This window comes from Pseudomonas sp. (assembly GCF_035512415.1).
Lineage (GTDB): Bacteria > Pseudomonadota > Gammaproteobacteria > Pseudomonadales > Pseudomonadaceae > Aquipseudomonas.
Genome location: NZ_DATKDZ010000042.1, coordinates 54,272 through 74,686, shown reverse-complemented (window position 1 = coordinate 74,686; position 20,415 = coordinate 54,272). Strand labels below are relative to the sequence as shown.

Annotated in this window: 17 protein-coding genes and 2 pseudogenes; 14 read left to right on the top strand and 5 right to left on the bottom strand. The window is 60.5% G+C overall.

The genetic code is table 11. The annotated features are described in order from the left end of the window. Positions 1–311 precede the first annotated feature (311 nt). The 14 genes and pseudogenes from VMP31_RS21270 to VMP31_RS21205 all read left to right on the top strand — a co-directional run bounded on the left by VMP31_RS21270 (position 312) and on the right by VMP31_RS21205 (position 13,249). Positions 312–1,748: a PLP-dependent aminotransferase family protein gene (locus VMP31_RS21270; RefSeq protein WP_325509695.1), complete on the top strand. Its 1,437-nt coding sequence runs from the start codon at positions 312–314 to the stop codon at positions 1,746–1,748. Positions 1,749–1,963: 215 nt separating this feature from the next. Continuing rightward, a pseudogene (locus VMP31_RS21265) lies at positions 1,964–3,050 on the top strand (ABC transporter transmembrane domain-containing protein); the annotation flags it as partial. A gap of 150 nt (positions 3,051–3,200) precedes the next feature. After that, positions 3,201–4,486, top strand: a pseudogene (locus VMP31_RS21260) (HlyD family type I secretion periplasmic adaptor subunit). Between the two features lie 120 nt (positions 4,487–4,606). Beyond that, positions 4,607–5,173 carry a hypothetical protein gene (locus tag VMP31_RS21255; protein ID WP_325509694.1) on the top strand — a complete coding sequence of 189 codons (567 nt, stop codon included), beginning with the start codon at positions 4,607–4,609 and terminating at the stop codon, positions 5,171–5,173. Positions 5,174–5,226: 53 nt separating this feature from the next. Next, a complete protein-coding gene (gene tnpA, locus VMP31_RS21250) occupies positions 5,227–5,604 on the top strand; it encodes an IS66-like element accessory protein TnpA (RefSeq protein WP_325509693.1) in 378 nt (125 codons plus the stop codon). Beyond that, entirely contained in the window at positions 5,601–5,945 is a 345-nt protein-coding gene (tnpB, locus tag VMP31_RS21245; RefSeq protein WP_020723502.1) for an IS66 family insertion sequence element accessory protein TnpB, read from the top strand. The genes tnpA and tnpB overlap by 4 nt, the downstream gene beginning before the upstream one ends. Positions 5,946–5,982: 37 nt before the next feature. Beyond that, positions 5,983–7,488, top strand: a complete 1,506-nt coding sequence (gene tnpC / locus VMP31_RS21240) for an IS66 family transposase (protein WP_325509692.1) — start codon at positions 5,983–5,985, stop codon at positions 7,486–7,488. Between the two features lie 3 nt (positions 7,489–7,491). Beyond that, the gene (locus tag VMP31_RS21235) at positions 7,492–8,070 is read left to right on the top strand and encodes a plasmid pRiA4b ORF-3 family protein (RefSeq protein WP_021703175.1); all 579 of its coding nucleotides are present in this window, start codon (positions 7,492–7,494) and stop codon (positions 8,068–8,070) included. 1 nt (position 8,071) lies between these two features. Next, on the top strand, positions 8,072–8,782 hold the full coding sequence (locus VMP31_RS21230) for a glycosyltransferase (RefSeq protein WP_325509691.1): 711 nt from the start codon (positions 8,072–8,074) through the stop codon (positions 8,780–8,782). Between the two features lie 407 nt (positions 8,783–9,189). Beyond that, positions 9,190–9,360, top strand: a complete 171-nt coding sequence (locus VMP31_RS21225) for a hypothetical protein (protein WP_325509690.1) — start codon at positions 9,190–9,192, stop codon at positions 9,358–9,360. A 155-nt stretch (positions 9,361–9,515) separates the two neighbouring features. Further along, entirely contained in the window at positions 9,516–11,264 is a 1,749-nt protein-coding gene (locus VMP31_RS21220; protein ID WP_325509689.1) for a VWA domain-containing protein, read from the top strand. Then, positions 11,261–11,842 (top strand): RNA polymerase sigma factor, encoded by a 582-nt coding sequence (locus VMP31_RS21215; RefSeq protein ID WP_325509688.1) that lies wholly within the window; start codon positions 11,261–11,263, stop codon positions 11,840–11,842. The genes VMP31_RS21220 and VMP31_RS21215 overlap by 4 nt, the downstream gene beginning before the upstream one ends. Then, positions 11,839–12,597 (top strand): hypothetical protein, encoded by a 759-nt coding sequence (locus VMP31_RS21210; protein ID WP_325509687.1) that lies wholly within the window; start codon positions 11,839–11,841, stop codon positions 12,595–12,597. Before VMP31_RS21215 ends, VMP31_RS21210 begins: the two co-directional genes overlap by 4 nt. A 148-nt stretch (positions 12,598–12,745) precedes the next feature. Then, on the top strand, positions 12,746–13,249 hold the full coding sequence (locus VMP31_RS21205; RefSeq protein WP_325509686.1) for a hypothetical protein: 504 nt from the start codon (positions 12,746–12,748) through the stop codon (positions 13,247–13,249). A gap of 17 nt (positions 13,250–13,266) precedes the next feature. Here the strand turns inward: VMP31_RS21205 and VMP31_RS21200 are convergent, their stop codons facing one another. The 5 genes from VMP31_RS21200 to atuD form a co-directional block, all read right to left on the bottom strand. Continuing rightward, positions 13,267–15,093, bottom strand: coding sequence for a long-chain-acyl-CoA synthetase (locus tag VMP31_RS21200; protein ID WP_325509685.1), 1,827 nt, complete (start codon positions 15,091–15,093; stop codon positions 13,267–13,269). A 226-nt stretch (positions 15,094–15,319) separates the two neighbouring features. After that, complete coding sequence (locus VMP31_RS21195; RefSeq protein WP_325509684.1) at positions 15,320–16,144, bottom strand: NAD(P)-dependent oxidoreductase; 825 nt, start codon at positions 16,142–16,144, stop codon at positions 15,320–15,322. Positions 16,145–16,251: 107 nt separating this feature from the next. Next, positions 16,252–18,243, bottom strand: a complete 1,992-nt coding sequence (locus VMP31_RS21190; RefSeq protein ID WP_325509683.1) for an acetyl/propionyl/methylcrotonyl-CoA carboxylase subunit alpha — start codon at positions 18,241–18,243, stop codon at positions 16,252–16,254. A 108-nt stretch (positions 18,244–18,351) separates the two neighbouring features. Continuing rightward, positions 18,352–19,149 carry an enoyl-CoA hydratase/isomerase family protein gene (locus VMP31_RS21185; RefSeq protein ID WP_325509682.1) on the bottom strand — a complete coding sequence of 266 codons (798 nt, stop codon included), beginning with the start codon at positions 19,147–19,149 and terminating at the stop codon, positions 18,352–18,354. Between the two features lie 10 nt (positions 19,150–19,159). Then, complete coding sequence (atuD, locus tag VMP31_RS21180; RefSeq protein ID WP_325509681.1) at positions 19,160–20,320, bottom strand: citronellyl-CoA dehydrogenase; 1,161 nt, start codon at positions 20,318–20,320, stop codon at positions 19,160–19,162. Between the last annotated feature and the right edge of the window lie 95 nt (positions 20,321–20,415).

Genomic DNA, 20,415 nt, shown 5'->3' with positions numbered 1-20,415 from the left:
CGTGCTTAATATTGCGTGGTTCGACAGGCTGGGATTAGTGCGTCTCTCATAACCTCAATCTCTCGAACCGCCCGGTGCGGACCCGCATGCCGGGTGGTGTGGCAGGGGAGCGGCCTGTGAAGGCCGTCCCCTATGCCGATTGACTGTCGCCCGGCTAGCCAAGCTGCCTCCGCACAATCCGCACACCTGCCAAGTGAACCGTTACAGTCCTGGCGGCTTGGCACTGTATCGCCCACAATTCAGTAAGCTGTACCGGTGCAATTGTAGAAGCCCGGTTTACTGTTACGGTTCAGACAAGCAGGAACGCGGTCATGACCAATCTGTTGCTTTATCAGCGCATTGCCCAGCAACTGGCGGAAGATATCCGCCGCGGCGTTTACCAGCCCGGTGAGCGCGTGCCTTCGGTGCGCAAGATGAGTGCGCAGCTCAGCGTCAGCCACGCCACTGTGCTGCAGGCTTACGCCAACCTGGAAGACCAGGGCCTGATTCGCGCGCGCCCGCAGTCTGGCTTCTATGTCCACCAGACCCCGGCCCTGACCGCGCCAACCCCCGATATCGCCCGGGTCGAGCGGCCAGGCCTGGTGACGCGCAGCAGCATCATCAATCAGGTCCTCACTGAGTCCCGCCGCGAGGGCGTGTTTCCCCTTGGCGCAGCGGTGCCGCATGTGGATTACCTGCCGGTGCGTGCATTGCACCAGCAACTGGCCAAGGTCACCCGTTTTCATAGCGCGCGTGCCTTCAGCTATATGTTCAGCCCAGGTTTCGAGCCGCTGCGGCGCCAGGTGGCGATCCGTATGCGCGATGCCGGCGTGGTGGTCGACCCGTCCGAGGTGGTGATCACCCACGGCTGTGTTGATGCCTTGCAGATGAGCCTGCGGGTGCTGACCAAGCCGGGTGATCTGATCGCAGCAGAGTCGCCGACCTATTACGGCCTGCTGCAACTGGCTGACCTGCTCGGCCTTAAAGTCATCGAAATCCCCAGCGATCCCGCCACCGGCATCAGCCTGGAAGCCCTGCAATTGGCGGCCAACCAATGGCCGATCAAGGCCCTGGTGTTGACTGCACGGTTGAGCAACCCGCTGGGCGGCACCATTCCCGAAGAGCGTCAGCGCCAGTTGCTGCGCCTGGCCGGTGATTACGATATCCAGATTATCGAAGACGACATCTACGGCGAACTGATGTTCGAGCAGGGCCCGACCAAGGCGCTCAAATCCCATGACCGCGAAGGGCGGGTGGTGTATTGCTCAAGCTTCTCCAAGACCCTCTCTCCCGGCGTGCGTATCGGCTGGATCATCGCCGGCAAGTATCAGGATGAAATCCAGCGTCTGCAGACCTTTAGCACCCACTCGGCCTGTAGCGTGACGCAGATGGCGGTGGCGGCGTATCTGGAGAACGGCGGTTACGACCGTCACCTGCGCTTTATCCGTCAGGAATACCGCAAGAACCTCAGCGCCTTCCAGCTGGCGGTGCAGCAGTACTTCCCCGAAGGCACGCAGATGAGCCGGCCCAAGGGCGGCTTTATCCTCTGGGTCAGCCTGCCAGCGCGGGTCAACACCAAGGACCTGCATGTGCGGGCGCTGCAGCAGGGCATCAGCATTGCGCCGGGGCTGATCTTCAGTAATACCGAGCAGTTCAACCACTGCATTCGCCTGAACTGTGGCATTCCGTGGAACCGCGAAGCCGAGCGCGCCCTGATGACCCTGGGCATGCTGGCCGGGCAGCTGTGTCAGGAAGGTGTGGGCTTTTAGCTGAGGTATGAGCCAGGCGCAGTATGCAGCTGAGGGTTTTTGTAGGGGGCAGCTGAGGCGTTGTAAATTCTTTGCCATAGTTGGTTTAAATGTGATCTGGTCGATGTTTTTCGCGTAAGGACGCCCAGCGCTTTACAAGTAGTATTCCGCCCAATAATTAATGGCGTTTTGCTATCTCGGCAGTGGCACCCAGTCCTTGTAAATGCATGGACGCAATGATGTCGAATGCTCCCTCGTTCAATGAGCCCGATACAGGGCTCGATACGGGCCTTGCCTGCCTAGTCATGCTCGCGCGTTTCCATGACGTCGCTGCTTCCCCGAACAACTCACCCACGAATACGCCGAAGACGGCCGCAGTTTGGCCGCGCCGAGCTGCTGATGGCGGCGAAGAAACTGGGTCTCAAGGCCAAGTTCGCGCGCAGTTTGCTATCTCGCTTGAGCCACACGCTGCTGCCGGCGATTTCCATGGCGGCGGACGGGCGCTTCTTTATCATCGCCCGCCTGGACGACGGCAAGGCACTGATCCACGACTCGCAGGCGCAGCGCCCGGACGTGCTGAGTTTCGAAGAACTGGAGGCACGCTGGAGCGGAGAGCTGATCCTGATTCGCTCCGAAGCTTCGCTGGCCGGCGACCTGGCGCGTTTCGATTTCAGCTGGCTTACCGGCAATGCCATCACCCTGTTGCTCGACGTGCTGTTCTCGGTGGTGTTTATCGCCGTGATGTTTATGTACAGCGGCTGGCTGACCCTGGTGGTGCTGTCGTTGCCGCTGTACTTTATCGTCTCCCTGCTGATCACCCCGTTGCTGCGTGCGCGCCTCAACGAAAGTTTTACTCGTGGCGCGGAGAACCAGGCCTTTCTGGTGGAAACGGTCAACGGCATCGACACCTTGAAATCCATGGCAGTGGAACCGCAGATCAACCGCAAGTGGGACAACCAGCTCGCAGGCTATGTGGCCGCCAGTTTCAAAACCCAAACCCTCCCCACCATCGCCAACGAAAGCGTCGGCTTTATCGGCAAGCTGGTGACCGTTACAACCCTGTGGCTAGGCGCGCGCCTGGTGATTGATGGTGATCTGAGTGTCGGTCAACTGATCGCCTTCAATATGCTCGCCGGCCGGGTGTCGCAGCCGATCATGCGTTTGGCCCAGCTGTGGACCAATTTCCAGCAGACCGGCGTTTCGGTGCAGCGTTTGGGCGATATCCTCAACACCCGCACCGAACTGTCCCAGGACTCGCGCAGCGCGCTGCCACCACTGCGCGGCGACGTCGAGTTCGATCAGGTGCAGTTCCGCTACCAGCCCACCAAGCCGGCCACTACTCGCTCCTGCACCGCATGCAATATGGCGGTGCAGCATGAAACGGACACTCATGAACAGCGCCGATATCGCGGCGTTCCACGGACAGTCCCCTCGCCCCTCTGGGGAGAGGGTTAGGGTGAGGGGGCGGTCTCAATGACTCACACATCCGCCAAACGCGATCTACTCAACCGCTACCGCCAAGCCTGACGTCACTCCTGGCGCAACCGTAAGGCCATGGACGCGCCAGCACGCCTAAGCCACGAAGTGCAACTCCTGCCTGCCCCCTGGCGTTGCAGAAGCAACCGGTGCACCCGGCACCACGCATTATCCAATGGACCCTTATGGTCTTCGCCATGCTGACCCTGTTGTGGGCCTGTGTCGGCGAAATCGACGTGGTCGCCACCGCCACAGGCAAGGTCGTGCCCAGCGGCAAAAGCAAGATCATCCAGCCTAGCGAAGTGGCCGTAGTCAAAGCCATCCATGTGCATAACGGGCAACAAGTAAAAGCCGGCGATCTGCTGATCGAACTGGACACCAGCATGACCGGTGCCGATGTTCAACGCCTGAACAGCTACCTGCCCGCCGCCCAGGTCGACAGCGCACGCGCCCAGGCGCTGCTCGATGCCATCGAACAGCGCAACGCGGAAATCCAGGCCGCACAAAGCAGCGTCGCCTCCTTACAGCAAAGCCTGCCGATCAGCCGCGAACTGGCCGCCGACTACAAACGCCTGCTCGACAAGCAGTACGTCGCCAAACACGCCTACCTGGAAAAGGAACAACTGCGCCTCGACCAAGAGCGCGAACTGAGCCTGCAACAAGCCCGCGTCCGTGAACTCAGCGCCGCTAAAAAAGCCGCGCAGAGCCAGCAAAAACAGCGTCATCGCGCAAACCCGCCGCGCTATGCTCGACCTGCAGCACGAGGCCGAACAACGCGCCTCTGCACTGACCCAGGAACTAAAAAAGGCCCAGCAGCGCGACAGCCTGACGCGCCTAACCGCCCCGGTGGCCGGCACCGTGCAGCAACTGGCGATCCACACCCACGGCGGCGTGGTTACCGAAGCCCAACCGCTGATGGTCATCGTACCCAGCGACCAACCGGTGGAAGTCGAAGCCATGCTGGAGAACAAAGACATCAGTTTTGTCAGGTCCAGCCAAGAAGTGGAGATCAAGGTCGAGACCTTTAGCTTCACCAAATACGGAGTGATGGACGACACCGTACTCAGCATCTCCAGCGACGCCATCGAAGATGAAAAACTTGGGCTGGTCTACAGTGCACGGATTCAGCTGAAACAGGACAGTATTCAGGTGGGGGCAAACAAGATTGCGTTGTCGCCGGGCTGGCGGTCAGGGCGGAAGTGAAGACGGATAAGATGAAGGTGATTGATTACTTCTTGAGTCCGCTAAAGCAGTGCACCGCGGAAAGTTTAAGCGAGCGCTGAACATCGATTCGTAGGAACCGTAGGATGGGTTGAGCGCAGCGATACCCATGCTGGGGGTTAGCCGAAGGCGTAACCCGGCAAAGCTAAACGAGCACTACTTAACAAGTATGGAGCAGCGGTATGAAAGTGCTGTTTATTCACCAAAACTTCCCCGGCCAGTTTCGCCATATCGCCGCGCACCTGGCCAAACAGCCGGATGTTCAGGTACTGGCCATCGGTCGCGAACAAGCACCTGGCCTGCCGGGCGTGCGCCTATTGCGTTACAAACCCCTTCGCAGCGCTAGCACCCATACCCACGCTTATGTGCGCAGCTTCGAAGACGGCGTACTGCATGGCCAGCAAGTGTTACGCCTGCTGCTCGATCTCAAGGCCAAGGGCTACCGCCCGGACGTGATAGTCGCCCACCCCGGATGGGGCGAAACGCTCTACGCCAAGGACGCCTTCCCGCACACCAGGCTGATTCACTTCTGCGAGTACTACTACCAGGCCCAGGGAGCCGATGCTGACTTTGACCCGGAATTTCCGCTGGACATCAACGGTGCCGCGAGCACCCGCAGCCGTAACGCCCTGCACCTGCTCAACCTGGAAAACTGCGACCAAGCCATCACCCCAACCCACTGGCAGCACAGTCTGCATCCCGCGGCCTACCGGGACAAGAGTAACCGTCCGGTCAGCACCCACTCCTGACGGCCATCTAGATCAGCCAAGATAGTGCCCACCATTTTTTAGTGGACACTATCTTGGATACAACCGCCCCCGTCCGCCGAACAGGCCGACGCCCCAACTTCCCACGTGAGTTCAAACGCAAGGTCGTTGAGGCCAGCTTCCAGCCTGGCGCTTCCGTGTCGTTGATCGCTCGCGAGCATGACGTCAATGCCAACTTGGTGTTTCGCTGGCGGCACCAGTATCAGGAGGGAGCCTTCGGCCCGGTTAATCACAGTGCAACGTTTTTGCCTGTCCAGATGATCGAGTCGTCGACGGATGTCTCGCAAGCCGCTCAGCCTCTGCTCGAGTTTCACTCCGAGCTGGTTGTGGAAGTGGGTAAAGCCACGCTACGCATCACTGGCACGCCTGACCCGCAGACGATGCAACTCGTCTTGCAGCAGTTACTGCGATGATTGCCCCGCCCGCTGGAACCCGTATCTGGATCGCCGCCGGCGTCACGGACATGCGCCGTGGCTTCGATGGGTTGGCGGCGTTGGTGCAGACTCAGCTGGAAGCCGACCCCTTTTCGGGTCAGATTTTCGCCTTTCGCGGACGGCGCGGTGACCGTATCAAGCTATTGTGGTGGGACGGCGACGGTTTGTGCCTGTTTTGCAAACGGCTGGAACAAGGACGCTTCGTCTGGCCGCAAGCAACCAGCGGCAGCGTGTCACTGACGGCTGCGCAGTTGTCGATGCTGTTGGAAGGCATTGATTGGCGCAGGCCAATTCGTACAGCACCCGTCCTCGCGGTCTGACTTGCCGCGCTGAAAAAATCCCAAGTAAGATTTGGTCATGACGCTCGCGACCGATCCCCTGCCTAACGATCTTCAATCCTTGAAGGCTCTGGTCTCTGCCCAGCGGGCAGAGATTGAGCGCTTAAAGATGATGATTGCCAAGCTGCGTCGTACGCAGTTCGGTCGCAGCTCCGAGCAACTGGAAGCGATGATCGACCAGCTCCAGTTGAGCCTTGAAGAACTGCAAGTCAGCCAAGCCGAAATGACACCTCCAGTCGAGCCGGCACCTCGCGCAGTTTCGCGCCGTAAACCATTGCCCGAGCACCTGCCTCGCGAAACCCGCGTTCATCAGCCCGAGTCGAAGTGCACTGGTTGCGGTGGGACACTTCGCCATTTAGGTGAGGATGTGTCTGAAGTGCTGGAGTACGTTCCGGCACGCTTCAAAGTCATTCGCCATGTCCGCCCGAAGTGGGTTTGCCGCTGCTGCGAGCACATCGCTCAGGTGCCGGCACCGAGTCGCCCAATAGCCCGAGGCCTTGCCGGCGCGGGTCTACTGGCCCATGTGCTGGTCTCGAAGTTTGTCGATCATTTGCCGTTGTACCGACAGTCCGAGATCTACGCCCGTGAGGGCGTAGATCTGGAGCGCTCAACCCTGGCCGACTGGGTCGGCCAGAGCAGCCAGTTGCTGCGACCACTGATCAACGCCCTCGGGCACCACGTCATGAGCGGTCATAAAGTCCATGCCGACGACACGCCGATTGGCGTGCTCGCGCCAGGCAACGGCAAGACCAAAACGGCTCGCCTGTGGACGTACGTGCGCGATGATCGACCTGCGGGTGACTCGACACCGGCCGCGGTATGGTTTGCCTATTCGGCGGATCGCAAAGGGCAACATCCCCGTGCTCATCTCAAGAGTTTCAGCGGGATCTTGCAGGCTGACGGCTACGCCGGTTTTGCTCAGCTGTATGCCACGGGCACCATTCAGGAAGCCTCCTGCTGGGCTCACGCCCGCCGCAAGTTTTACGATGTCTACACAGACCAGGCTTCGCCACTTGCCCGCGAGGTGCTGCAACGGATTGCGGCCCTGTATTCCATCGAGAGCGAGATTCGAGGGCAGCCGCACGACCAACGAAAAGCGGTTCGACAAAGCCGGGCCAGTCCGCTGCTGGAACAACTGCACGCATGGCTTAACCAGACGCTGACTCAAGTATCGAAAAAATCGGCATTGGGCGGTGCGATCCTCTATGCCCTCAATCGGTGGCAGGCGCTGACGCGCTACTGCGATGATGGCCGGATCGAAATCGACAACAATGCCGCAGAACGCGTATTGCGCGCCGTCGCATTGGGTCGCAAAAATTACCTGTTTGCCGGATCCGATGCGGGAGGAGAACGAGCGGCGGCGATCTACAGCCTGGTGGGTACTGCCAAGCTAAACGGGTTAAATCCGCAGGCCTATCTGACCTACGTGCTTGAGCACATCGCCGAACATCCAGTTAACCGGGTGGGCGAACTGCTGCCCTGGAATATTTCCTTGAACCACACTGACCTCTGCGAGGCCGCCTGATCCATGGTTAAAACTGTCAGCCTACCCAAACCTGCACCTGATCTCTTGCTGTTGCACATTGAGCTGAAGTGGATCACACCGACGATCTGGCGTCGTTTCGTAGTCCCTGAAAACATTACCTTGGGCAAGCTGCATCACGTGATTCAGATCGTGATGGGCTGGAGCGATAGTCATCTGCATGAGTTTGAAATAGCAGGTGAAAAATACGGGATTCCCGATTCTGATGGCTGGGGGCCGCCGGTGAATCCAGAAGCTCGCAAGACATTGGTCAAAGCGCTGTTCGGTAAAAAGACGTTTGACTATCTCTACGACTTTGGTGACAGCTGGGATCACCGAATCAAAGTCGAGAAAAGGCTACCTGCCATCACAGCCCCTCAACTGCCGTATTGCATTGAAGGTGCCAATGCTTGCCCGCCGGAAGACGTAGGTGGGGTGCCGGGTTACGAGGATTTTCTAGAGGTCATGGCAGACCCCAAGCATCCAGAACACGACGACATGGTGGGTTGGTACGGTGAAATATTTGAGCCGGCGGCATTTGACTGCGAGCGCGTGAATCAGTGGTTTAAGAGGATCAAGGTTTGAGTTGCAAGACGGTGTAGCTCGGACGCTTACGGACAAGATTCAGGTAACTCACGAAGGCATCGACACCGAGAACCTGGGGCCAGACCTCGAAGCGAGCCTGCAACTACCCAATGGCAAAGTGCTTAAGGCCGGCGAGCCGATCATTACCTACGTGGCGCGCAATCTGGAGCCGTATCGGGGCTTTCACAGTTTTATGCGCGCGCTGCCGAGAATCCTTAAAGAGCACCCGACCTGCCAGGTGGTGATCGTCGGCGGCGATGACGTCATCTATGGCAGCCAACCCAAGGATGTGCCCAACTGGCGCAGCAAACTGCTGGCGGAAAATCCGGTTGATCTAGAGCGCGTGCACTTTTTAGGCAAGGTGCCTTACGCCACCTATAAGAAAGTGCTGCAAGTTTCTGCGGTGCATATCTATCTGACTTATCCGTTTGTACTGTCCTGGTCGTTATTGGAGGCCATGGCCACTGGTTGTTTGATTGTCGGTTCGGATACAGCGCCTGTAAGGGAGGTAATCAGGGATGGGGAGAATGGCTTGTGGGTGGACTTTTTCGATACAGATGCAATTGCGGAGCGGGTACTAAGTACATTGAGTCAATTGGAACGGTTCCAAGGATTAAAGCGCGCGGCATATGGGAGTGCTCAACATTATACGTTGGATAAAGGTATTTTAGGGTATATGAAAATTATTGGTATGAATGCTGAGAGGGTGTGAGACGCAAGGAGTGTGGAAAGGTTATGGTGATGATCCGAAAAATAAGATGTTTTGATGTTTCAGGTGCTCTGGCGCATTGGTTGGGTGGATGCGAATATTCAATATAAGGAGGTTCTTATGTCGCAACAAAATCAGTCAGCTGAACCGCATGTTGTCGTGCGAAACTCTTAATAATCTACTCAACGATATTCAACCCACCTATCAATCGGCAGGCACCACCATCTCCCCCTTTCACCGGTTTCCAGAACCGCTACGAGCAGGACAGCAGTGCGGCTGGGGCCGAGCTTCGTGAATTTATCAAGGTTCTCCAGACGCTAGGGGCGTTGGGGGCGCATACAGTGGCTGTTTTGGTTGAGCATGGGGATTTGCCGGATCATGGGCTTGGATTCGTTCTGGCTAGCCTGGGCATGAATGTGATCAACGGCACATCTGAAAATGACTCGTTAACCGGGGGAGCAGGTAATGACATGCTGCTCGGTGGTGCTGGTAACGACACGCTTAATGGCGGTGACGGTAACGACCTGCCGGAGGTGAGTCCAACCTCACCGCTGACCAGCGTGCCCAACTGGATGTGGTGATCGCCGCCAACTGGCAGTAGATCCGCAGCGTAAGCGTTCAAGCAAAGGCCCATCCGATGATGGGCCTTTGTTTTTCTATCCCCTTTAACCCGATTTGAATGGAGGCTGCGTCTACCTGAGCGAATGGTTCGTTCGATCGCTCAGGAGATGCCCCCATGTCTGCTTACACCGTATTGCTTACCCGTCCTCTGCTTGCCGGTTTTGCCGCAGGCGTATTGATCAGCCTTGGTGCGTGCAGCGCAGCCAATCCCGAAGCGCCGGCCACAGAGGTTAGCAACCCGCAGCTGAGCGATCATTCCCAAGACCGTGAACGCGCCGAGCTGCATGAACAGCTGGCCGCTGCCCCAGCGCAGCTGCAACGCAAAAGCCAGGTGGCGGGCGGGGCCGTGATGCCCAGTGTGGCCTATGCGCCGATGCCTATGTCGGTACAGGCCGATGCTTTGCCGCCGGGTTACCGTGACGAGAACCGCGAGCAGTATCAGAAACTGGCCGACAACCCGGTGCATGCGGTGGCCGAGACGCCGGTGTCGACCTTTAGCATCGATGTGGATACCGGGAGCTACGCCAATGTGCGGCGTTTCCTCAATGGCGGGCAATTGCCGCCGCAGGATGCGGTGCGCCTGGAGGAATTGGTCAATTACTTCCCCTACGTCTATCCGCTGCCCAAGGGTGATGCGCCGTTTGGCGTGCACACTGAGCTGGCGGCCACGCCGTGGAACCCCGAGAGCCGCCTGCTGCGTATCGCCATCAAGGCTTCGGATCTGCGGGTAGACGAGCTGCCGCCGGCCAATCTGGTGTTTCTGGTGGATGTCTCCGGCTCGATGGATCGCCGCGATGGCCTGCCCATGGTGCAAAGCACCTTGAAGCTGCTGGTCGAGCAACTGCGCGCCCAGGACAAGGTGTCGTTGGTGGTGTATGCCGGCTCATCCAGCGTGGTGTTAGAGCCGACATCCGGTAGCGAGAAAGCCAAAATTCGCGCAGCCATTGATCAGCTTATTGCTGGCGGCTCGACGGCGGGTGAGTCGGGCATTCAGCTGGCCTATCAGCAGGCGCAGCAGGGCTTTATCGATGGCGGTATCAACCGCATCCTGCTGGCCACCGATGGTGACTTCAACGTCGGCATCAGCGACTTCGAAACCCTCAAACAACTGGCCGCCGACAAGCGCAAGACCGGCGTATCGCTGACCACCCTGGGCTTCGGTACCGACAACTACAATGAGCAGTTGATGGAGCAGTTGGCCGACGCCGGCGACGGTAACTACGCCTATATCGATAACCTGCGCGAGGCGCGCAAGGTGCTGGTCGATCAGCTCAGCTCAACCCTGGCGACGGTCGCCAGTGACGTGAAGATTCAGGTCGAGTTCAACCCCTCCGAGGTCAGCGAGTACCGCCTGCTCGGTTATGAAAATCGCGCGCTGAAGCGTGAGGACTTCAGCAACGATAAGGTTGATGCCGGCGAAATCGGCGCAGGTCATACGGTAACCGCGCTCTATGAAGTGGTGCCGGTGGGCGGCAATGGCTGGCTGGAGCCGCTGCGCTATCAGCAAGCGGCCAAGGCGGGCAGCCCCGCAGGCGAACTGGCCTGGCTGCGCATTCGCTACAAGACGCCAGGGCAGGACGTCAGCAAACTGCTTGAGCAACCAATTCAGGCCACCGACATACGTGCCGTCAGCCAGGCCAGTGAAGACCTGCGCTTTGCCGCTGCCGTGGCCGCTTTTGCCCAACAGCTCAAAGGCGATACCTACACCGGGCGCTTCAGCCTGGCTGACAGCGCCGAACTGGCGCGCAATGCCAAGGGCGACGACCGCTTCGGCCTGCGCGCCGAGTTCGTCCAGCTGGTGGAACTGGCGCAGAGCCTGCAAACTGCGACGAACCGTTCAACTACCGCACGAGTACAGCAGTGAATCGACCCCTCACGGATGACGACGCCGCCTTGTTGCGGCGTTACCGCCGCGGCGATGCGGCGGCTTTCGCCGAGTTGTATCAGCGCCACCGGCTCGGCCTGTTTCGCTTTCTGCTCGGCCTGTGTGGCGACCACGCCCTGGCCGAGGAGGTGTTTCAGGACACCTGGATGAGCCTGATCCGCAGCCAGAGCGAACAGCGCGATACCGTGCTGTTCAAGACCTGGCTGTACCAGATCGGCCGCAACCGCTTGATCGATCATTGGCGCAAGCACGGTCGGCACCAGGCGGGGCATGCTGAGTACGATGAACAGCAGCATGCCCCGCACGACCCGCAGCCGGGTCCCGAGCAACAGCTCAGCCTGAGCCGCGATCAGCAGCGTTTAGAGGCCGCCCTGGCGGATTTACCGGCAGAGCAGCGCGAAGTGTTTCTGCTGCGCGCCCACGCTGATCTGGACCTGGCCGAAATCGCCGAGCTGACCCAGATACCCACAGAAACGGTGAAAAGCCGTTTGCGCTATGCCCTGCAGAAGTTACGTCGGCTGCTGGCTGACCCGGCCGCCGAGGAGTTGTCCGTATGAACCACGATCAACACATGCCCGATGAGCAGGAACGGCAGATGCTGGAGCATTTCCGCCAGCACAGCGGCGGCGAGCCCAGTGCAGAGCTGGATGCGCAGATTCTCGCGGCGGCCAGTGCCGCAGCGCGTAGCGCGCCCGCTGCTGAGGCCAAACCTGGTTTGAGCGCGCGCCTGCACAGCTGGCTATTTGGCGCTGGCGGTCGGCAGCGCTGGTCGGTGGCGTTGGCCGGGGTCGCTTGCTTGGGGATTGGCGTGAGTTTGACCTGGCGCACCTTCGAGCAGGCTCCGGATGCCTTCGATGCCGTGCCCAGCGCCGCGCCCATGGCACCGGCTGCGGCGAGGGTGGCACCCCAGCCCGCGCCTGTGCCCGCGCCGTTGGCGGAGTCCGCTGCAGTTGCCGATGAGGCGCAGCGTTCGCGTGCAGCGCAGCCTGCACCGGTGATCCAGGGCTACAGCGCCGATGCCGCCAAGGCCGAGAAGAAGCTTTCGGCCGGTGCCTCCAATCAGCTGCTGCGTGAAGAGTCGGTAGGCGATGCGCTGCATGACCGTGCGCCTGCTGTATCAGCCCCCGAAAAAGCGGCAGAAGCCGCAGGCAATCAGGCTGAACAGCAACTGCGCAGCGAGTTGCAACGCTTGCTCAAATTGCGCCGTGACGGCTGGACAGATGAAGCCGATGCCTTGCTGTTGCGACTGATGCGCGAGCACCCCGGGCGGGATATCGACGCGCAGTTGCAGCAACTGCAATCGCCTGAATAAGGCTGCAAAGGTCAGTCGCTGGCGGCCATTGACACCGATGGCCGTCGGCTGATCCTCAGAATAGAAGCTTGGCTGTTACCTGCCATACGTATTGCGAGCTTGCCAGGGGAGGGGGGAGGGGCCAGCATAGCGACTTGTGTCACTGCCTTTGTACCTGCCTATGTTGCCTATTCGAAGCCTCGCGCTGCTGCTGACAATGCTGTCACTGGTGGCCTGCGAGCAAAGCACCAATCCTCCTGCCAAGCCCAAGGCGGAAACCGTCAAGGCGCAACCGGCGGTCAAGCGCAAAGCGGTTGAAGTCGAACCTGCTGCCCCTGTGGTGAGCAAGCCTGCGCCCAAGATTTCAGAACCTGCACCCGTTGCTGCGGCGGCTCAACCCAAGCCGAAACCAGCAGTTGTTGCCCCCAAGCCCGAGCCCACTGAGCCGCAAGCGCCGTTGGATTTGGGCCTGCATATCAATGTGTTTGATCCCCTGCAGCCGGTGGCACCGCTCAGCGACCTGTCGATCCCGATACTGCCGCCTATGTTTGGCGACAAGGATGAGACGGAAGGCCCTTTTCAACTCAATGGCAAGCTGATTACCAATGAGCGCGGTGAGGACTACTGGCAGTCGGTCGAGGGTGCGCAATTGCAGTTTGAGTTCAAGCGCTAGCAGACGGCTGCCGGCAATCAGAAGCGATAGGTCTCCTGACCGATAGCGGCGAACAGGCTGTGGTCCAGCGGGGTAAAGCGCTGCTCGCCAGGTAGGCGCACCCACAATGGCTCCTGCACCGCCGCCGGGTTGTAGGCGGCCTGCTTGAGGTCGGTCTTCTTGTATTTGAAGGTGCCGGTGGTTTCCACCTCACCCAACAGGCGGATAAACAGCGGCGCGGCATAGACCGGCAATTCGGCGTCCAGGTGCGCGGCTAGAGCGGCGCTATCCAGTTGCTGGCCTTCGCTCAGGCGCAGCGCGGCCATGCCGCAGCGGCCGTTGGTGCCGGGGATTTCCACGCCATACACCACTGCATCCTCGACACCGGGGAAGGCCCCGAGAACGTTTTCCACCTCGGTGGTCGAGACGTTCTCGCCTTTCCAGCGGAAGGTGTCGCCGAGGCGGTCGACGAACTGCGCATGCTTGCAGCCGATATCGCGCATCAGGTCGCCGGTGTTGAACCAGGCATCGCCCTTCTTGAATACGTTGCGCAGAATCGCCGCCTCGCTCTTGGCCGGGTCGGTATAGCCGTCGAATGGCCACTTGGCGCTGATCTCGCTGATCAGCAGGCCAGGCTCGCCCTTGTCGGCCTTCTGCAGAAAACCCTTGGCGGTGCGAATGGCGCAATCGTTCTCCAGGTCATAGCGCACGATGGCGTAGGTGGCGGGGGAGAAACCCACGGTATTGTCGAAGTTGAATACGTTGGTAAAGCCGATATTGCCTTCGCTCGAGGCATAGAACTCGGTGATCTGCTCAACCCCGAAGCGCGCCTTGAACTCGGCCCAGATCGAGGGCCGCAGGCCGTTGCCGATCATGCAGCGCAGGCTGTTGTTCTTCTCTGCGGCGCTTTCTGGCTGGTTCAGCAGGTAGCGGCACAGCTCGCCGATATAGCCGAAGCAGGTGGCCTGATAGCGCTGCACATCCGGCCAGAAGGCGCTGGCGGAGAACTTGCGGCGCAGGGCGATGGCCGCGCCACCGGCCAGAGCGGCGCTCCAGCACACGGTGACGGCGTTATTGTGGTAGCAGGGCAGGGTCAGGTAGAGCACGTCCTGATTGCTCAGGGTCAGGCCGGAATGGCCGAAGCCGCCGTAGGCCTTGATCCACTTGCCGTGGCTCATGATCGAGGCCTTGGGCAGGCCGGTGGTGCCAGAGGTGTAGATAAGGAAGCAGGGGTCTTTCATCTTCACCTTGGCGCTGTCCGGCAGGTTGCCGGTGGCCTGGCTGCGTGCCAGTTGCATCAGGTTGGTCCAGCCGTCGGGTGCCTGACTGGGGTCTTCCAGGCAATCCTGATCGGCGATCCAGTAGCGCGTTGCGCTGGGGTTATCCAATTGCCCGGCGACTTCCTCGAAAGCTTCGCGCAACTCATCGCCAATCACCATAAACCCGGGTTTGACCAGATTCAGGCTATGGGCCAGCACCTTGCCGCGCTGGGTGGTATTGACCAGTGCACCGACCGCGCCCAGCTTGCTGAGCGACGCGAGGATCGCCAGCTGCTCCAGACGATTTTCCAGCATCACCGCCACCACGCTGCCATGGCGCACGCCTTCGGCCTTGAAGGCCCAGGCCAGGCGATTGGCCCAGGCATTGAATTGGGCATAACTAAGGCTGCGCGACTCATCCAGCAGCGCCGGGCGGTCGGGATGCTGCTGCGCCGTGCGCTCCAGCGCCCAGGCCAGCGACAGGTTCTTCTCGCGATTGCGGATACCGGCGTAATACAGGCCGCGCAACATGCGCGGTACACGCGGCAGATGCTGGGGGAGACGGGCAAGGAAACGCAGCGGGGAAATCAGATCGGCTTGGCTCATGGCTCTCGCGCTTATGGTTGTTATGCGGGGGCGAAGCCCAACTCTAGCCGCGCGAATGCATGCCTACCATGGCCCTGGCGCAAGCTTGACCGGGCAGATCGGCAAATAAATAGTCGTGGCCTAAATCCCCTGCAGCGGAGCAAGCCAATTCTGTTGGGAACTTCAGCCGTGACTGGCGTTGTGCCGAGCCGAACACTTGGCGGCTGAAGTGGCCCCTAAGAGATGATTAGTCGACAAACAGATCCGCAATCAGCGCACCGCCTTGTGGGTCGAAGCGGTAGTGCTCGAAGTCGCTGACACCCTGCTCGCGCAGAATTTCCTCGTCGATCAGCAAGCGCCCAGTGATGCTACGGCCTTGGCTCGACAAAATAGCGTGGGCGGCGTCGGCCATGATGGCGGGGAGGCGGGCGCGCTTGAAGGCGTCGCGGCTGCCCAGTTCGAACTCTATGGCGGCGGTGGCGACCATGGTTTTCGGCCACAACGAGTTGACGCTGATGCCGTACTTCTTGAACTCCTCACTCATGCCCAGCGTGAGCATGCTCATGCCGTACTTGGTCACGGTGTAGGGGCCGTGCTGGGCAAACCATTTACTGTCCATATTCAGCGGCGGCGACAGGTTAAGGATATGCCCGCCGGCGCTCTGCTGAAGGTACGGCAGCGCGGCCTGGCTGCAGACCATCACCGCGCGGGTATTGATCTGGAACATCAGGTCGAAGCGCTTGGGTTCGAGTTTTTCCACGCCCACCAGCTTGATCGCGCCAGCGTTGTTGATCAGCGCGTCGATGCCGCCAAAGTGTTCAGCGGCCTGGGCCATGGCAGTTTTCACCGCGTTTTCGTCACGCACATCGACTTGCAGGGCCAGGGCCTTGCCGCCGACTTCCTCGACCTCGGCGGCCACCGAATAGATGGTGCCCGGCAGCTTGGCGTGGGGCTCGGCGCTTTTCGCCGCGATCACGATATTGGCCCCTTCACGGGCAGCGCGCAGGGCGATTTCACGGCCGATGCCGCGGCTGGCACCGGTGATAAACAGGGTTTTTCCTTGCAGTGACATAGGGCTTCTCCAATTTTATTTTTATGTAGGGTGGATCGGGGCGCGTAGCTGACGTTTTTTCATCCACCTGGATGGCGCAGTGGTGGATGGGTGAAGCGTCATCCACCCTACGGGGCCTCACAGGCTTCGATTTCCACCAATAACTGGCGGTTTTTCACCTGATCGCCGCGGTTTACGCCAATGCGGCGCACCACGCCGTCGATGCTGGCCTTGAGCGGGTGTTCCATCTTCATCGCTTCCAGTACCACCAGCAGTTGGCCCTTGCTGACCTGGCTGCCTGCCTCGACCAGCACCTCGACAATCGCGCCATCCATCGGTGCCTTGACGCTACCCGAGCCGGCACCGGCGGCGCTGCTGACGGGCAGGTGGGTGATATCAGTTAGCTGCAAATTGCCGTTATGGCCATACAGCCAGAGGTTTTCGCCGGCCAGGTGATAGGCCAGGCGCTGGCGAATGCCGTCCAGTTCCAGGGTGGCCCAGCGGCCGTCGTTGGCCAGCAGTTTGAGGCTGACCTGTTGCTCGCCAATCGTGGCCAGCAGGCTGGGCTGTGGGCCGTCTGCCAGTACTTGCAGCTCCACGGTAAATGGCTGTTCACCCTGTTTAAGCAGAAAGCGCCAGGGCGCGCTGCCGGCATTGCGCCAGCCAGAGAGGCCCGGTTGGTGCGCGCGGGCATTGGCCGATTGCTGGAAAAGCAGGGCGGCTGCGGCGGCCAGTTCGGTAGCTTTTGGCGGCTGCGGGCTAAGGCTTGGGTCGCTGGCGAAGTGCTCGGCGATAAACGCGGTGGTGGCGTTGCCTGCGGCAAATTCAGGGTGCCTCAGTAGGTTGGCAAGAAAACGCTGGTTGCCGTTGACGCCGAGCAGCACGCAATCCTCAACCGCGCGCACCAGCTTGCGCCGCGCTTCTTCGCGGGTCGCGCCATAGGCGATAACCTTGGCCAGCATCGGGTCGTAGAACGGGGTGATCGCCTGACCTTCGACCAGGCCGTGGTCGATGCGAATGCCGTCGCGCAGCGCCGGCTCCCAGCGCAGTGCGGTGCCGGTTTGCGGCAGGAAGTTCTGTGTGGCGTCTTCGGCGTACAGGCGCACTTCCATGCCGTGGCCGGTCAGGCGAATCTCGTCCTGCTTAAGCGGCAGCGGCTGGCCCTCGGCCACGCGAATCTGCCAGGCGACCAGATCCTGGCCGGTGATCAGTTCGGTCACCGGGTGCTCCACCTGCAGGCGGGTGTTCATTTCCAGAAAGAAGAATTCGCCGCTCTGATCGAGGAGAAATTCCACGGTGCCAGCGCCGACGTAGTTGACTGAGGCGGCCGCTTTCACTGCCGCCTCGCCCATGGCCTGGCGCAGCTCGGCCGTCATCACCGGGCAGGGCGCTTCCTCGACCACCTTCTGATGGCGGCGCTGCACCGAACAGTCGCGTTCGCCGAGATAAACGATGCTGCCGTGCTGATCGCCGAATACCTGGATTTCCACATGGCGTGGCTGGATCACTGCGCGTTCGAGAATCAGCTCGCTGGAGCCGAAGGCGTTCTGCGCCTCCGAGCGGGCGGTGCGGATCTGCGCCAGCAGTTCACAGGATTCGTGGACCAGGCGCATGCCACGGCCGCCGCCGCCAGCGCTGGCCTTGATCATCAGCGGGTAGCCGATGCGCTCGGCTTCACGGTTCAAGGTCTCGTCGTCTTGGGCTGCGCCCTCATAGCCGGGAATACACGGTACGCCGGCTTCCAGCATGGCAATCTTCGACAGGCGCTTGCTGCCCATCAGGTGGATGGCTTCCACGGTCGGGCCGATAAACACGATGCCGGCGGCCTCACAGGCACGGGCGAAGTCGGCATTTTCCGAGAGAAAACCATAGCCAGGGTGGATCGCGTCGGCACCGGTTTTCTGCGCCGCGTTGATGATATTGGCGATCAGCAGATAGGACTGGTTGACCTGGGCCGGGCCGATGCACACGGCTTCATCGGCTTCCTGCACATGGCGTGCGCCGGCGTCGGCCTCCGAGTACACGGCCACGGTGCGGTAGCCGAGGTCCTGGGCGGTGCGCATCACCCGGCAGGCGATTTCCCCGCGGTTGGCGATCAGGATTTTGTTAAAGGCGGGCATTCGATGCTCCTGCTTTACGTAGCCCGGATGCAATCCGGGGAATCATCTTTGCGAGCGGCCCCGGATTGCATCCGGGCTACGGTCGGTAATGTCAGTCCATTCAATCCATCACTGGGCCCACGTCGGCGCACGTTTCTGCATAAAGGCCATGGTGCCCTCGACGCCTTCAGCACCGGTTACCGCCGCGGCAAACTGCTCGGCTGCGCGGTCCAGCAATGGCCCGAGCGCTTCGCTTTCTGCGGCCAGCAGCAGGGCTTTGGTCTGGGCATTGGCCTGGGGCGCGCATTGGCGTACCTGACTAAGTACCTGGTGCAGACGGACGTCCACCGCTTCGCTATTGATCTCGCTGAAATGCACCAGGCCCAGGCGTTCGGCCTCGCTGCCATTGAAACGGGCGGCGGTAAGAGCCAGGCGACGGGTATGGGTCAGGCCGATGCGCCGCACTACAAAGGGCGCAATCTGAGCTGGCAGAATCCCGAGAGTGGTTTCCGGCAGGCCGAACTTGGCGTCCTGCTGGCAGATGGCGATATCGGACACGCAGGCCAGGCCAAAACCGCCGCCGAGCACTGCGCCTTCAAGCACGGCAATCAGCACCTGTGGGGTGTTTTGCGCTTCTTCCAGCAGGCTGCCGAAGGCGCGATTAAGGCTGCGGTAGGCATCGCCTCCAGCCGCGCGCGCGCCAGCCATATCCTTGATATCGCCACCGGCGCAGAAATGCCCGCCGGCACCGCGCAGCACAATGGCGCGCACGTTCAGATCATTGCGCAGGCTTTCCAGCACCGCGCGCAATTCGCTGACCATGGCCAGGCTCATGGCATTGCGGCTGTCCGGGCGGTTGAGGGTGATATGCAGCACACCGGCGTCGAGGCTTAGCAGCAGAGTTTCGCAGTTCGGTAGAGCGGCCATGGTCGCGTCCTCAGCCTTTCTTTTTGCCAGGCAGAATGCCCATCAGCTTGCAGATGATGCCCAGCATGATTTCGTCGGCACCGCCGCCAATCGACACCAGACGTACGTCGCGGTAGGCGCGGGCCACCGGGTTTTCCCACATGTAGCCCATACCGCCCCAGTACTGCAGGCAGCTGTCGGTGACTTCACGGCCGAGGCGGCCGGCCTTGAGCTTGGCCATCGAGGCCAGGTTGGTGACGTCGCGGCCGCGTACGTACTGCTCGGTGGCCTGGTAGACCAGGGCGCGCAGGCACTCGACTTCGGTCTGCAGTTCGGCCATACGGAAGTGAATGACCTGGTTGTCGATCAGCGCATTGCCGAAGGTTTTGCGCTCCTTGCAGTAGTCGATGGTGGCGTTGATGCAGTGTTCCAGGCCTTTGATCATGTTGGCCGCGCCGAACAGGCGCTCTTCCTGGAACTGCAGCATCTGCATCATAAAACCGGCACCTTCGTGGCCGATGCGGTAGCGCTGCGGCACGCGCACGTTGTCGAAGAACACCTGTGCGGTCTCCGAGCTGCGCATGCCGAGCTTGTCCAAGTGTGGGCTGACCGTAATGCCTGGGGTGTTCATCGGCACCATGATTAGCGACTTGTTGACGTGGGGCTTGTCGTCCGAGGTGTTGGCCAGCAGGCAAATAAAGTCGGCGCTTGGCGAGTTGGTGATCCACATCTTGCTGCCGTTGATCACATAGTCATCACCGTCTTTGCGCGCGGTGGTCTTTAGCCCGGCCACATCCGAACCAGCACCAACTTCGGAGACGCCGATGCAGCCGACCATCTCGCCGGTAATCGCCGGCTTAAGGAACTCCTCGCGCAGCTCATCGGAGCCAAAGCGTGCCAGCGCCGGGGTGCACATATCGGTTTGCACGCCGATGGACATCGGAATGCCGCCGCAGATGATGGTGCCGAATTCTTCCGCTGCGACGATCGAGTAGCTGTAGTCCAGGCCCATGCCGCCGAACTTCTCCGGCTTGGAGATGCCCAGCAGGCCGAGGTCGCCGGCTTTCTTGAAGATCTCGTGGATCGGGAAGCGGCCGTCCTTTTCCCACTGCTCGACGTGCGGGTTGATTTCCCTGTCGACAAAGTTACGGACCGTGCGGCGCAGCTCTTCGTGTTCTTGGGTGAAGATCATTGTTGTTCTCCTCGTTCTATCCCCCTCTCCCTTGAGGGAGAGGGCTGGGGTGAGGGTGGAAGGTTTAGCCCCTCACCCTAACCCTCTCCCCCTTC

Coding starts and splice junctions, on each gene's coding strand:
- VMP31_RS21270 (WP_325509695.1), top strand. CDS start 312: ATGACCAATCTGTTGCTTTATCAGCGCATTGCCCAGCAACTGGCGGAA.
- VMP31_RS21255 (WP_325509694.1), top strand. CDS start 4,607: ATGAAAGTGCTGTTTATTCACCAAAACTTCCCCGGCCAGTTTCGCCAT.
- tnpB (WP_020723502.1), top strand. CDS start 5,601: ATGATTGCCCCGCCCGCTGGAACCCGTATCTGGATCGCCGCCGGCGTC.
- tnpC (WP_325509692.1), top strand. CDS start 5,983: ATGACGCTCGCGACCGATCCCCTGCCTAACGATCTTCAATCCTTGAAG.
- VMP31_RS21235 (WP_021703175.1), top strand. CDS start 7,492: ATGGTTAAAACTGTCAGCCTACCCAAACCTGCACCTGATCTCTTGCTG.
- VMP31_RS21225 (WP_325509690.1), top strand. CDS start 9,190: ATGAATGTGATCAACGGCACATCTGAAAATGACTCGTTAACCGGGGGA.
- VMP31_RS21220 (WP_325509689.1), top strand. CDS start 9,516: ATGTCTGCTTACACCGTATTGCTTACCCGTCCTCTGCTTGCCGGTTTT.
- VMP31_RS21210 (WP_325509687.1), top strand. CDS start 11,839: ATGAACCACGATCAACACATGCCCGATGAGCAGGAACGGCAGATGCTG.
- VMP31_RS21200 (WP_325509685.1), bottom strand. CDS start 15,093: ATGAGCCAAGCCGATCTGATTTCCCCGCTGCGTTTCCTTGCCCGTCTC.
- VMP31_RS21195 (WP_325509684.1), bottom strand. CDS start 16,144: ATGTCACTGCAAGGAAAAACCCTGTTTATCACCGGTGCCAGCCGCGGC.
- VMP31_RS21190 (WP_325509683.1), bottom strand. CDS start 18,243: ATGCCCGCCTTTAACAAAATCCTGATCGCCAACCGCGGGGAAATCGCC.
- VMP31_RS21185 (WP_325509682.1), bottom strand. CDS start 19,149: ATGGCCGCTCTACCGAACTGCGAAACTCTGCTGCTAAGCCTCGACGCC.
- atuD (WP_325509681.1), bottom strand. CDS start 20,320: ATGATCTTCACCCAAGAACACGAAGAGCTGCGCCGCACGGTCCGTAAC.